The organism is Martelella mediterranea, assembly GCF_004342225.1.
GTDB lineage: Bacteria > Pseudomonadota > Alphaproteobacteria > Rhizobiales > Rhizobiaceae > Martelella > Martelella mediterranea_B.
Genome location: NZ_SMAR01000016.1, coordinates 70,849 through 83,956, shown reverse-complemented (window position 1 = coordinate 83,956; position 13,108 = coordinate 70,849). Strand labels below are relative to the sequence as shown.

10 protein-coding genes and 1 pseudogene are annotated in these 13,108 nt (G+C 56.6%); 8 read left to right on the top strand and 3 right to left on the bottom strand.

Features of this window, described 5'->3' with window-relative positions; all coding sequences use genetic code 11:
- Positions 1-413 precede the first annotated feature (413 nt).
- Together groL and groES are read right to left on the bottom strand one after the other, a co-directional pair.
- A complete protein-coding gene (gene groL / locus EDC90_RS11680) occupies positions 414-2,075 on the bottom strand; it encodes a chaperonin GroEL (protein WP_132311738.1) in 1,662 nt (553 codons plus the stop codon).
- A gap of 82 nt (positions 2,076-2,157) precedes the next feature.
- Positions 2,158-2,454 carry a co-chaperone GroES gene (groES, locus tag EDC90_RS11675; protein WP_132311736.1) on the bottom strand — a complete coding sequence of 99 codons (297 nt, stop codon included), beginning with the start codon at positions 2,452-2,454 and terminating at the stop codon, positions 2,158-2,160.
- A gap of 234 nt (positions 2,455-2,688) precedes the next feature.
- Between groES and chrA the strand changes: the two genes are divergently transcribed.
- The 6 genes from chrA (at position 2,689) to EDC90_RS11645 (ending at position 10,495) form a co-directional block, all read left to right on the top strand.
- A complete protein-coding gene (gene chrA, locus EDC90_RS11670; RefSeq protein ID WP_132311734.1) occupies positions 2,689-4,017 on the top strand; it encodes a chromate efflux transporter in 1,329 nt (442 codons plus the stop codon).
- A 67-nt stretch (positions 4,018-4,084) separates the two neighbouring features.
- Positions 4,085-4,933, top strand: a complete 849-nt coding sequence (locus EDC90_RS11665) for a TIGR01459 family HAD-type hydrolase (protein WP_132311732.1) — start codon at positions 4,085-4,087, stop codon at positions 4,931-4,933.
- 46 nt (positions 4,934-4,979) lie between these two features.
- Entirely contained in the window at positions 4,980-5,960 is a 981-nt protein-coding gene (locus EDC90_RS11660; protein ID WP_132311730.1) for a bifunctional riboflavin kinase/FAD synthetase, read from the top strand.
- Positions 5,961-6,212: 252 nt separating this feature from the next.
- Positions 6,213-9,116, top strand: coding sequence for an isoleucine--tRNA ligase (gene ileS, locus EDC90_RS11655; protein WP_132311728.1), 2,904 nt, complete (start codon positions 6,213-6,215; stop codon positions 9,114-9,116).
- Positions 9,117-9,323: 207 nt separating this feature from the next.
- Positions 9,324-9,971, top strand: a complete 648-nt coding sequence (locus EDC90_RS11650; protein WP_132311726.1) for a hypothetical protein — start codon at positions 9,324-9,326, stop codon at positions 9,969-9,971.
- A gap of 35 nt (positions 9,972-10,006) precedes the next feature.
- Entirely contained in the window at positions 10,007-10,495 is a 489-nt protein-coding gene (locus EDC90_RS11645; protein WP_132311724.1) for a GNAT family N-acetyltransferase, read from the top strand.
- Between the two features lie 3 nt (positions 10,496-10,498).
- Here the strand turns inward: EDC90_RS11645 and EDC90_RS11640 are convergent, their stop codons facing one another.
- Positions 10,499-10,948: a nucleoside deaminase gene (locus tag EDC90_RS11640; protein WP_132311722.1), complete on the bottom strand. Its 450-nt coding sequence runs from the start codon at positions 10,946-10,948 to the stop codon at positions 10,499-10,501.
- 69 nt (positions 10,949-11,017) lie between these two features.
- On the opposite strand from EDC90_RS11640, the pseudogene EDC90_RS11635 reads away from it, so the two are divergent.
- Positions 11,018-12,397, top strand: a pseudogene (locus tag EDC90_RS11635) (pseudouridine synthase); the annotation flags it as partial.
- Between the two features lie 30 nt (positions 12,398-12,427).
- Positions 12,428-12,985, top strand: a complete 558-nt coding sequence (gene rsmD, locus EDC90_RS11630; protein ID WP_132311718.1) for a 16S rRNA (guanine(966)-N(2))-methyltransferase RsmD — start codon at positions 12,428-12,430, stop codon at positions 12,983-12,985.
- Positions 12,986-13,108: the final 123 nt, after the last annotated feature.

Genomic DNA, 13,108 nt, shown 5'->3' with positions numbered 1-13,108 from the left:
GAAAGAGCTCGGGTCATCGGAAATCTCCTTTGACACAAGGAATCACAAATCACACAAAAACGGAATCCCATACGATTCATTCATCGCGCCTGACGTTCTAGCCAAACATGTCATATCGGTTTTTCATGAAGAAGAGCACTCGGTAAGACGCTTTTCGAATTTAACCGGAACATCAAAGAGCCGTCGTAAATGCACTCCGCATGCTTGTCCGTAAAGGCTATCGGGCTGGCAGGCATTCAACTGAAAAATTTTCAGTTAAACGCAGAAGGTGCCGGTGCTGGCCTCAAAGAACAGCCTGTCCGGCGATCTCTCTGGGTGGTTGCGCCGAAATAAAAAGGGCGACCCGAAGGCCGCCCTTAAAATATTTGCCGGATTGGGCCGGACTGGTCATTTCATAACAGGCTTTCGCCTGATTACATCATGCCGCCCATGCCGCCCATGCCGCCCATTCCACCCATGCCGCCCATGTCGGGCATGCCGCCGCCGGCGCTTTCCTTCTTCGGAAGTTCAGCGATCATGGCTTCGGTGGTGATCAGCAGCGAAGCGACCGAGGCTGCGTCCTGCAGAGCGGTGCGAACAACCTTGACCGGGTCGACGATGCCCATAGCGATCATGTCGCCATATTCACCGGTCTGAGCGTTCCAGCCGTAGTTGAAGTCGTTGTTTTCCAGAACCTTGCCAACAACGATGGAGGCTTCGTCACCGGCGTTCGTGACGATCTGACGGGCCGGAGCCTGCAGAGCGCGGCGAACGATGGCGATACCAGCGTCCTGGTCTTCGTTTTCGCCCTTAACCGAAACGGCATGCGAGCAACGCAGAAGAGCAAGACCACCACCGGGAACGATGCCTTCCTGAACAGCAGCGCGGGTTGCGTTCAGGGCGTCGTCGACGCGGTCCTTCTTTTCCTTCACTTCGACTTCCGTGGAGCCGCCAACGCGGATCACGGCAACACCGCCAGCAAGCTTGGCAAGACGTTCCTGCAGCTTTTCGCGGTCATAGTCGGACGTGGTTTCTTCGATCTGAGCCTTGATCTGGGAAACACGTGCTTCGATGTCAGCCTTCTGGCCGGCGCCGTCGACGATCGTGGTGTTTTCCTTGGTGATCGAGACCTTCTTGGCCGTGCCGAGCATGTCGAGGGTAACATTTTCGAGCTTGATGCCGAGATCTTCGGAAATGACCGTGCCGCCCGTCAGGATGGCGATGTCTTCCAGCATAGCCTTACGGCGATCGCCGAAGCCAGGCGCCTTGACGGCAGCAATCTTCAGGCCGCCACGCAGCTTGTTGACGACGAGGGTCGCAAGCGCTTCACCTTCAACATCTTCAGCGATGATGAGGAGCGGCTTGTTGGACTGAACAACCGATTCCAGAACCGGCAGCATGGCCTGCAGGTTGGAAAGCTTCTTCTCGTGCAGCAGGATGTAGCAGTCTTCCAGCTCAGCAACCATCTTTTCAGAATTGGTTACGAAGTAGGGCGACAGGTAGCCGCGGTCGAACTGCATGCCTTCAACGACTTCCAGCTCGGTTTCAGCGGTCTTGGCTTCTTCAACCGTGATAACGCCTTCGTTGCCAACCTTCTGCATTGCGTGGGCAATGTCTTCACCGATCTGCTTTTCACCGTTGGCGGAGATGGTGCCAACCTGAGCAACTTCAGAGGAGGTGTTGATCTTCTTGGCCTTGGCAACAAGTTCCTTGGCAACTTCAGCAACAGCGAGGTCAATGCCGCGCTTGACGTCCATCGGGTTCATGCCGGCAGCAACAGCCTTTGAACCTTCCTTGACGATGGCCTGGGCGAGAACCGTTGCCGTCGTGGTGCCGTCACCGGCCGTGTCGTTGGTCTTCGAAGCAACTTCGCGGACCATCTGGGCGCCCATGTTTTCGAACTTGTCTTCGAGTTCGATTTCCTTGGCGACCGAAACACCGTCCTTGGTGATGCGCGGCGCGCCGAAGGACTTTTCGATAACAACGTTACGACCCTTGGGGCCGAGCGTGACCTTTACAGCATTTGCGAGAATGTCGACGCCGTCGAGCATCTTTTCGCGGGCCGTGCGGCCGAATTTGACTTCTTTGGCAGCCATTTGAAAACTCCTGGTTTATCAAACCTTTATGGGCTCATAAGCCCGGCTGAATGGAATGGTAAGCGTCAGAGGCGTGTGCCGATCAGGCGATAACGCCCATGATGTCGGCTTCCTTCATGATGAGAAGGTCTTCGCCGTCGAGCTTGACTTCCGTGCCCGACCACTTGCCGAACAGAACGCGGTCGCCGACCTTGACATCGAGTGCAACAACGTTGCCGCTCTCGTCACGTGCGCCGGTACCGACAGCGACGATTTCGCCTTCCTGCGGCTTTTCCTTGGCGGAGTCAGGAATGATGATGCCACCCTTGGTCTTTTCTTCAGACTCTACGCGGCGAACAACGACGCGGTCGTGCAGGGGGCGGAAAGAAATGCTTGCCATTGTCTATACCCTCGATCAAATGACATTCGCGGTCACTTTCGTGACCACCTGGATACTGTTAGCACTCCTGTCTGGGGAGTGCTAATGACGGAGACTTAGGTGGGGGGTGACACAGTGTCAAGAAAACGGTGAAAAAAAATCTGACCGTTTTGCGAAAATCATCGACGGATTTCACACAACCTTTGTGCCAGCCGTGTAGCGGCTTTCAGATTGCCGCGTCAATGAGAGAACAATGTGACAATCGAGACAAACAAAGTGGATAAACCGGATTTTTCAGAACTGGTCTCCGTTTTCGCCCGTATCGGCTGTCTGTCGTTTGGTGGCCCGGCCGGTCAGATCGCGCTGATGCATCGCGTCGTGGTCGACGAAAGGCGCTGGATCCGCGAGGACCGGTATCTTCATGCCTTAAACTACTGCATGTTGTTGCCGGGCCCCGAAGCACAGCAACTGGCAACCTATCTCGGCTGGCTTTTGCATGGCGTGCGCGGGGGCGTCGTTGCCGGTCTGCTTTTCGTTCTGCCGGGGTTCGCCGTTATTGTCGCCTTGTCTGCGCTCTACGCTTTTCTGAGTGATACAAGCTGGCTTGAGGCCATCTTCATGGGGCTGAAGTCTGCGGTCCTGGCGATTGTCATTCAGGCGCTCTGGCGCATGTCGAAAAAGTCCCTGAAAGGGCCGGTTTCGCTTGTTTTTGCTTTGGCCGCCTTTCTCGCACTTTTTGTCTTCGGTGTCGCGTTTCCACTCGTTATTCTGATTGCGGGTATCGGTGGCTATTTCCTGGTCCGGGCGCCTACTGTCGGTGATGACGTTGCTGACATTGTAAATCCGCGGTCGCGAAAGGGCTTGCGCGCGCTAGCCACGGTTCTGATCTGGTCGTTGATCTGGCTTCTGCCTCTCTTTCTGCTGGTCGCAATGAGCGGGCCGCAGACATTGACCGAGATTTTCGGATTCTTCGTCAGGATCGCTTTGTTTTCCTTTGGCGGAGCCTACGCCGTTCTTTCTTATGTGGCGCAGGAAGCGGTCGTGACTTATCACTGGCTGACACCCTCGGAGATGCTGGATGGGCTCGCGCTGGCTGAAACCACGCCGGGGCCGCTGGTCCTCGTTCTTTGCTTTGTGGGCTTTCTTGCCGCCCATGCGTCTCCTGTGTTTGCCGCGCCGGTAATATCCGGCCTGATCGGTGCATTTTTAACCGCGTGGGCAATTTTCGTTCCTAGTTTTGTTTTCATTTTCGCTGGAGCGCCGTTCATTGAAGATCTTCGCAGAAGCCCGAAACTGGCTGGTGCAATGGCCGGTATCGGCGCTGCGATTGTCGGTGTGATTGCCAATCTTTCGCTATGGTTCGGACTTCATGTTCTTTTCGATGATGTCGGGCGGATGGAACTTTTCACGTTGAAACCTTTCGTCGATGCCGGGCCGGTCTGGCCAGACTGGTCCAGCCTTCATGTCTTTTCGTTGGTGCTGAGCGTTTCAGCTACGATTGCACTGCTGAAATTCCGGTTGGGCGTCGTTCCGCTGCTCATTGTTGCAGGTGTTGCGGGGCTTGCCTTTGAAGCGGTGTTATGAGCATTTGGCCGCACAACAATCAGCCTTTTCCGGCAACTGCCAAAAACAATTTTCAAAAGGATCCCGTATGGCCGAATCCATTCAGGCGTTGAGCACCGTCACGAAACATTATGATGTTGTCCTCTGTGATGTCTGGGGTGTCCTGCATAATGGCGTCAGTGCCTATGACGGCCCGAAAGAAGCGCTGAAACAAGCGCGTGAAGACGGGAAAAAAGTCATTTTGCTGACCAATTCGCCGCGGCTTTCGACCGGTGTTGCCGGCCAGCTTCTCACCCTTGGTATCTCCGACGAAAGCTATGATGCGATCGTGACGTCCGGCGACGTTACGCGGACGCTGGTTGCTGAAGGTCCGCGCAAGCTGTTCTTCCTCGGGCCAGATCGCGATATCGATCTGATTGAAGGCACAGGCGTGGAACTTGTGCCGGAAGAAGATGCTCAGGGTATTCTGTGCACCGGACTGATTGATGACGAGACAGAAACCGCGGAAGATTATCGCGAGATGCTGTCAGCCTTTCAGAAACGGGCTCTGCCCTTTATCTGTGCCAATCCGGATCTGATCGTTTCGCGCGGCGATAAGCTTGTGCCGTGTGCCGGCGCACTTGCCGCCCTTTACGATACGCTCGGCGGCGAGACCCGTATAGCCGGAAAGCCGCACAAGCCGATCTATGATGCGGCCTGTGTCAAAGCCAAGGAGCTTGGCGCTGAAGCGGATAAGGCACGCATTCTGGCCATCGGTGACGGTATGCCGACAGATGTGAAAGGTGCTCTGGATTATGGCCTCGATCTGCTCTTTGTCGCAGAAGGCATTCATGAGGCTGAATACAGCGACAACGGAACAGTTGACGCTCAGTTGCTGGATCGCTTCTTGACGCAAAAGAATGCACATCCAAAATACTGGATGCCGAAGCTGGCCTGAAGGGCGGCTGAAAAAGGGCTTCCAAGCATCCAACTGGACACGACGCATGACCGTATTCCATCGCAATGAATTCCGTGAACCGCTGCCGGAAGGGCTGAAAGGCGGGGTTGTCGCCATCGGCAATTTTGACGGCGTTCATCGCGGACATCAGACCGTGCTCAATCGGGCGCTCGAAATCGCCGAAGCACGCGGTGTGCCTGCACTCGTGCTGACGTTCGAGCCGCATCCACGCACGGTTTTCAATCCGCAGGCACCGGTTTTCCGGCTGACACCGGCGCCGATGAAAGCCAAGCTGCTGGAGGCGATGGGCTATCATGCTGTGATCGAATATCCATTCGACCGCACATTTTCTCAGCGCTCGCCTGAGGAATTCGTTACCACGGTTTTGATGGACTGGCTGGCTGCCAGCGAAGTTGTGACCGGCTTCGATTTCCATTTCGGGCGCAATCGCGAGGGCGGCCCGGCCTATCTGATGGAGGCTGGCAAACGTCATGGCTTTGGCGTAACGCTGATGGATGCCTTTCGTGACGAGAATGCCGAGGTTGTCTCCTCCAGCCGGATCCGGGATCTGCTGACACGGGGGGAAGTGGTGGAAGCTTCCGGCTTGCTCGGTTATCGCTACACGGTCATGGGCGAGGTGATCCATGGTGAGAAGCTGGGGCGTACACTCGGCTTCCCGACCGCAAATATGGCCTTCGATCCCGATGCCAAGCTCAGGCCCGGCATTTATGCTGTCCGTTACCGCCGCCCTTGCGGCACGCTGCACGATGGTGTTGCAAGTTTTGGTCGCCGTCCGACTGTGGTCGAAGACGGGCGCCCGCTTCTTGAAACCTATATTTTCGATTTCAAGGGCGACCTTTATGGTGAGACGGGCATTGTCTCACTGTTCGGCCGCCTGCGTGACGAGATCAAGTTCGACGGGCTGGAAGCGCTCGTGGCACAGATGCATCGCGATGCCGATCAGGCGAAAGCTTTGCTTTCAGCGGTTCAGCCGTTCTCAGAGCTGGATGGTAAGTTTGCATTCTGAGCCTTTGAAAACGCCCTGCTGCCGACAACCCTCTTTTCATCCCGGACAAAAAGCCGTAAAGACGGGCGCATGATAACTGGGATACGGTTTCGCATCATTCGAATTATTGGCCCGGCTTTCCGCGCAGCCTGAACTGAGGCGCCGGAAGGTCCGGGATTTCGGCGTTTGTGACGCCCTTGCCACCGACAGATTCCCTAACGATTTGCGAAAGCACGCCGCACGGCGCAGCACCAGAGAAAAAGCCGCGATATCATGAGCGACAAAAAAGATACCATCGATTATTCTGAAACGCTTAATCTGCCGAAAACCGATTTTCCCATGCGTGCGGGCCTGCCCAAGAAAGAGCCCGAAATTGTTGCGCGCTGGGAGGAAATGAACCTCTACAAGAAGATGCGCGAGGACGCCAAAGGTCGCGAGAAATTCGTGCTGCATGATGGCCCGCCCTATGCCAACGGCAATATCCATATCGGCCATGCACTGAACAAGATCCTCAAGGACGTGATCACCCGCTCTTTCCAGATGCGCGGTTACGATTCGAACTATGTGCCGGGCTGGGACTGCCACGGCCTGCCGATCGAATGGAAGATCGAGGAAGCCTACCGCGCCAAGGGCAAGAACAAGGACGAAGTGCCGATCAACGAATTTCGGCAGGAATGCCGTGATTTCGCTCAGCACTGGATTGATGTTCAGACCGCTGAGTTCAAACGGCTTGGCATCGAGGGCGATTTCGAAAAGCCTTACACCACGATGAATTTTCATGCTGAGGCCCGGATTGCAGGCGAGCTTCTGAAAATTGCCAAATCCGGTCAGCTTTACCGTGGCTCCAAGCCGGTCATGTGGTCTGTGGTCGAGCGCACCGCGCTGGCTGAGGCGGAAGTTGAATATCACGAGGTTCAGTCGGATACGATCTGGGTGAAGTTCCCGGTGACGGAAGGTCCAGATGATTTCAAAGGGGCCTTCGTCGTCATCTGGACCACCACGCCCTGGACGATCCCGGGCAACCGCGCCGTGTCGTTCTCCTCGCGCTTTGCCTACGGGCTTTATGAAGTCACCGAAGCGGTCAACGATTTTGGTCCGCAGCCGGGCGAGCGCGTTCTCTTTGCCAAGAACCTAGCCGACGAATGCGCTGCGAAAGCGAAAGTGACACTGAAGCTCGTTCGCGATCTTGATGCACACGAGCTTGCCGGCGTGACCTGTGCTCATCCACTCGTCGATCTCGGCTATGACTTCAAAGTGCCGCTGCTTGATGGCGACCACGTGACCGATGACGCCGGTACGGGTTTCGTCCACACTGCGCCGGGCCACGGTCGGGAGGACTTTGACGCATGGATGGATCAAGCGCGTCAACTGGAAGAGCGCGGCATCTCGCCGAAGATCCCGTTCACGGTCGGCGACGATGGTTTCTACACCGACGAGGCTCCGGGTTTCGGTCCGTCGGCTGAAGGCGGGGCTGCCCGTGTCATGGATGACAACGGCAAGAAGGGCGATGCAAACGACCGCGTTATCAAGGCCCTGATCGCCGCTGACCGCTTGTTTGCCCGTGGCCGCATCAAGCATGATTATCCGCATTCATGGCGTTCGAAAAAGCCCGTCATCTTCCGCAACACGCCGCAATGGTTTGTCTATATGGACAAAGACCTCGGTGACGCTTCCACACTTCGTTCGCGTGCTCTCTCAGCCATTGATGATACGCGCTTTGTGCCAGCTGTCGGCAAGAACCGGTTGCGCGGCATGATCGAGGGGCGGCCCGACTGGGTGCTTTCGCGTCAGCGCGCCTGGGGCGTGCCGATCTGCATCTTTGCCGACAAGGCCGGAAACGTGCTGGTGGACGATGCCGTGAATGCCCGTATCCTCGAGGCCTTTGAGGCAGAAGGTGCCGACGCCTGGTTTGCCGAAGGCGCGCGTGAACGCTTCCTCGGCGAGCGGGCGTCGGAAGACTGGGAAATGGTCACCGACATTCTCGATGTCTGGTTCGACTCAGGCTCGACGCATACCTTCGTTTTGGAAGACCGCCCGGACCTGAAATGGCCGGCCGATGTCTATCTCGAAGGCTCCGACCAGCATCGCGGCTGGTTCCATTCCTCGTTGCTGGAAGGTTGCGTCACGCGCGGCCGTGCGCCTTACAATGCCGTCGTTACCCACGGGTTCACCATGGATGAACAGGGCCGCAAACAGTCGAAATCGCTGGGTAATCAGGTCTTCCCGCAGGATGTGATGGCCAAATCCGGTGCCGATATCCTGCGTTTGTGGGTGATGACCACGGATTACTGGGAAGATCAGCGTCTGGGCGACACGGTTATCAAGACCAATGTTGATACCTATCGCAAGCTCAGGAACTCGCTGCGCTGGATGCTCGGCACGCTTGCCCATGACGAGGGCGAGGATATCGCCGTTGCCGATATGCCGGAGCTGGAGCGGCTGATGCTGCATCGCCTTGCCGAGCTGGATCATCTGGTGCGCACCGGTTATGACAACTTCGATTTCAAGAAGATTGCCCGTGCATTGACGGACTTTGCCAATATCGAATTGTCGGCGTTTTATTTCGATGTCCGCAAGGATGCGCTTTATTGCGATGCGCCGTCTTCGCTGCGCCGTCGTTCGGCACTTGTTGTTATCCGCAAACTCTTCGATTGCTTGGTGACATGGCTGGCGCCGATGTTGCCGTTTACCATGGAAGAAGCATGGCTGTCGCGCAATCCGGATGCCGTTTCTGTTCATCTGGAGCAGTTTCCGGACGTTCCCGCCGACTGGCTGAACCCTGAATTGGCCACACGTTGGGAGAAGGTCCGGGCGGTTCGTCGCGTCGTAACCGGTGCTCTCGAAATCGAGCGCCGCGAAAAGCGGATTGGCGCCTCGCTGGAGGCCGCACCGGTGGTCTATATCGCTGACAAAGCGCTTCTTGCCGCGCTGGAAGGCCGGGATTTCGAGGAGATCTGCATCACATCGGGCATTACTGTAAAGGAAGGTGAGGGGCCGGAAGAGGCTTTCCGCCTTGGTGAAGTTGCCGGTGTTGCTGTTGTGCCTGCTCTGGCAAAGGGCACGAAGTGCGCACGTTCCTGGCGCATTACGGATGATGTCGGCTCCGACCCGGACTATCCGGATGTATCCGCCCGTGATGCAGCGGCGCTGAAAGAGCTGGCTGCATTGAAAGCCTGAACTTAGTCCGCTGGATTTTAAGCGCCGAAATACTTTACGTTCCGGCGCTTTTTGTCTTCTCCGATAAGGTATTGTGTGAAGAATTGCGAAAATGATAGATTTACGTTAGTGCTATCGCGGTTTCGCCGGATTTATGTCTGATAGATCACAGGCCGGATGTCCTGTTGAAGGCGCTGTTATGAAGCGCAGAGGAATGGTTTAGAGCGCATGTCATTTGTTTCCAGTTCGTTGAAGATCGCGGTCGCTCTCGTTGGCGTCGCCTCGCTTTCGGGATGTCTCAAGGCCCCGACCTATGGCACCGGAACATCTGCGACGACGCAGCTTGTCGAAGATCTGGGCGAGGCGGTTCTCATCGTCAACCCGGACAATAACAAGGACATCAGCTATAAGCCGCGCCCCGAGCTGGTGCGCCCTGCAAAGGGGCAGACGACGACCGCGCTGGTGCAGCCGCAGAAATCAGTGGCAACCACCGATAATGCCGAGTGGATCGAATCGCCCGAAGAGCAGCGTGAACGTCTTTATGCCGAGATTGAGGAGAACGAGGGCAACCTCAATTATCAAAACCCTCTGCTGACGGGCAAGGATCCGTCAAAGATGACCGAGAAAGAGCAGCTCGAAGCATTCCGCAAAGCCCGCAAGGAAGCGACGACCGTCGATATCACGCAGCGCCGTTATCTTGTCGATCCGCCTGCACAATATCGTGAGCCCTCCAGTCCGGAAGCGTTGAGCGACCTTGGTCAGTCCGAGCGTGTGAAAGAGGCGCGCCGCAAGAAGCTTGCCGAGGGTAAAGATCCGGACAAATGCTTCCTGTTCCTGACATGCAACAATGAGAACACGACCTTGCTGGACAAGTAAGTGACGGTATCTGCGGTTTAAACCGGGGCTTTGAAGTGTCTTACATAATCAGAAGAGCGGAGCGGAAAGACGCCGCGACGATATATCGTTTTGTTTGTGAACTGGCAGACTTTGAAAAAGCGCTGGATCAGGTGCAGACGACTGAAGATGGCCTCGCTGAGGCGATCTTTGGCCCAAACTCTGTTACAGAAGGGTTGATTGCCGAGGTCGATGGCAAACCGGCGGGTTTTGCCTTGTATTATTTCAGCTTTTCAACCTGGCAGGGTCGCAATGGTATTTATCTGGAAGACCTTTATGTTTCGCCGGAATTTCGCGGTTCCGGACTCGGCCGGGCACTGATGCAGTCGGTGGCTCAGGTCGGGATTGAGCGCGGTTGCGGGCGTATGGAGTGGAGTGTTCTCGACTGGAACGAAAATGCCATCCGTGTTTATGATGGCGTTGGCGGCAAGCCGCAAAGCGAGTGGATCCGGTATCGTCTGGAAGATGCCTCTCTGACAAATTTTGCGGATGACAAGGCTTGCTGAAGATCAGCGCTTTTTGGTGAAAAAGGATTTCAGCAGAGCAACCGATCTTGTTTCGGATAAGCCGGAATAAACGTCGGGTGCGTGGTGGCAGGTTGGCTGTGCAAAAAAACGTCCGCCATGATCAACGCCGCCGCCCTTTGAATCTTCTGCGCCGTAGTATAACCGCTCGATGCGGGCAAATGAGATGGCTGCAGCACACATTGCGCAGGGTTCCAGCGTAACGTAAAGCCAGGCACCCGGCAGACGTTCCGAGTTGACATGCCTGCAGGCTGCCCGCAGCGCCAGAATTTCAGCATGGGCTGTCGGGTCAGCGAGTTCGCGCGTTCGGTTGCCGGCTGAAGCCAGAACCTGATTGTCTTTCACGACGACGGCGCCGATGGGGACTTCGCCCCGTTCCGCAGCCTTCTCGGCTTCTTCGAATGCAAGTGCCATGAAATCTGAGCCAACCGGCATTTTATCAAGATTCCTCTTAACCCTTTTCGTCCGACCTGATAGAGGATCGGAACCAACAGGCAAAGCGAAATGACCGAAAAAGACAAGTTCAATAAACGCGGCCCGAAATCCGCCAGCAGCGGAAAGCCGAAAAAAGATGGTTCGCGTTCGGGCGAAGCAACCAGAAAATCTGCGCCTGCAGCGCCCGTCGTGGCTGGCGAGCGGCCGCCGGAACGTATCTCCAAGATCATGGCGCGCGCTGGCGTTGCCTCGCGGCGCGATGCCGAGCGTATGATTTTCGAAGGGCGCGTCAAGCTGAATGGCAAGGTGCTTGAAAGCCCTGCTATCAATGTGACGCTTGCCGACAAGATCGAAGTTGATGGTGCTGAAATCCGCGGGATCGAGCGTACGCGCATGTGGATCTACCACAAGCCTGCGGGGCTGGTGACGACAAATTCTGACCCGGAAGGCCGGCCGACGGTCTTTGAACGTCTGCCGAAGGAACTGCCGCGCGTCATTTCTATCGGCCGTCTCGATATCAATACAGAAGGCCTTTTGCTGCTGACCAATGATGGCGGTCTCGCCCGCGTGCTGGAGCTTCCGGCGACCGGATGGCTGCGCCGTTACCGCGTGCGCGCCCACGGGAAGATTGAGCAGGCGGATCTCGATAAGCTGAAGGACGGTATTGCCGTCGAGGGCGTGCTTTACGGCGGCATTGATGCCACGCTGGACCGCGTGCAGGGGTCGAATGTATGGATCACGATGGGGCTGCGCGAAGGCAAAAACCGTGAGATCAAAAATGTCCTCGGTGCGCTTGGTCTGGAAGTTGGCCGTCTGATCCGTATTTCTTACGGCCCGTTTCAACTGGGCGAGATCCCTGAAGGTCAGGTCATGGAAGTGCGTGGCCGGACCTTGCGCGATCAACTGGGTCCGCGCCTGGTTGAAGAGGCGGGCGCTAATTTCGATGCCCCGCTTTATAATGAAAAGCCCGGCGATGCCGATGACAAGGCCGAAGCGGCTGCAAAGCCACGTCGCGAAAAGCTGAAGCTTGCCGACAAGCGTGAACGTGGACGCGACAAACTGGATACAAAGCGGGATCGTGACGCGGAAAAGCCCGAGGCCAAGCCGGTTGAACGGCGTCCGCGCTCATCGAATGTCTGGATGGCGCCTGGTGCGCGTCCCGTCGGTCCGAAGGCCAAGAAAAAGGCGGAAGATCGCGCCCGGCAGGATGAGCGCCGCGATGCCCGCAAGGCTGGACGCACATCAGAAGGGCCGCGCAGCGAAAGCAGCAGGGGCAAGCCATATGAAAGCCGGAGTGATGATCGCCCTTCGAAGGGGCCGGCCGGTGGTCGCGGAAAACCTTTTGAAGGCCGCGGCCCGAAGGGTTCGGGCAAAGGGCCTGCCGGTGGGCGCGGTAAACCCTCAGGGGCCAGCCGTGGCGGGCCCTCGGGCGCAAAACCGCGTGGCGATGGCGGAAACAAAGGCAGAAGAGGCTGATCAATGCGCATTGTCGGCGGTGAATTTCGCGGACGGACGCTGACGGCGCCGAAGACAAGTGCGATCCGGCCAACAACGGATCGCACGCGTGAAAGCCTGTTTAACATTCTGGCCCATGCCCACCCCGAAATCCTGAACGGCGCGAGAATGCTCGATCTTTTTGCCGGAACCGGGGCTATGGGGCTGGAAGCGCTCTCGCGTGGCGTCAAAAGCGTTGTTTTCGTTGAAAGCAGTATCGAGGGCCGCGGACTTTTGTGGTCGAATATCGAAACACTCGGGCTGCAGGGCCGCACACGGATTATGCGCCGAGATGCCACGAAACTTGGTCCCATTACCAAAACCGACCCGTTCGATTTCCTGTTCGCTGACCCACCTTATGGCAAGGGGCTCGGCGAAAAGGCCCTCGCCGCCGCGCATGAGGGCGGTTGGCTGAAACCAAATGCACTGACCATTCTTGAAGAAAGTGCCGAAGTGGTGCCCGACGTTCCGGCATGTTTTCGTGTGCTGGAATCTCGGGAGTTTGGTGAGACAACCATGCATTTCTATCGCTACTCTGCCTAGAGCGCCGTGCATCCATACGGATGCACAAGGGACGCTCTAACCTATTGAATCTACGCATCGTGCTTTCCGAAAATCGTTTCCGATTTTCTAGAGATCGGAACGACAGGCAGCCGTCTTTTTCTG

Excerpts from the sequence above, each read along its gene's own strand:
- groL (WP_132311738.1), bottom strand. The coding sequence starts at position 2,075 with ATGGCTGCCAAAGAAGTCAAATTCGGCCGCACGGCCCGCGAAAAGATG.
- groES (WP_132311736.1), bottom strand. The coding sequence starts at position 2,454 with ATGGCAAGCATTTCTTTCCGCCCCCTGCACGACCGCGTCGTTGTTCGC.
- EDC90_RS11665 (WP_132311732.1), top strand. The coding sequence starts at position 4,085 with ATGGCCGAATCCATTCAGGCGTTGAGCACCGTCACGAAACATTATGAT.
- EDC90_RS11660 (WP_132311730.1), top strand. The coding sequence starts at position 4,980 with ATGACCGTATTCCATCGCAATGAATTCCGTGAACCGCTGCCGGAAGGG.
- ileS (WP_132311728.1), top strand. The coding sequence starts at position 6,213 with ATGAGCGACAAAAAAGATACCATCGATTATTCTGAAACGCTTAATCTG.
- EDC90_RS11650 (WP_132311726.1), top strand. The coding sequence starts at position 9,324 with ATGTCATTTGTTTCCAGTTCGTTGAAGATCGCGGTCGCTCTCGTTGGC.
- EDC90_RS11640 (WP_132311722.1), bottom strand. The coding sequence starts at position 10,948 with ATGCCGGTTGGCTCAGATTTCATGGCACTTGCATTCGAAGAAGCCGAG.
- rsmD (WP_132311718.1), top strand. The coding sequence starts at position 12,428 with ATGCGCATTGTCGGCGGTGAATTTCGCGGACGGACGCTGACGGCGCCG.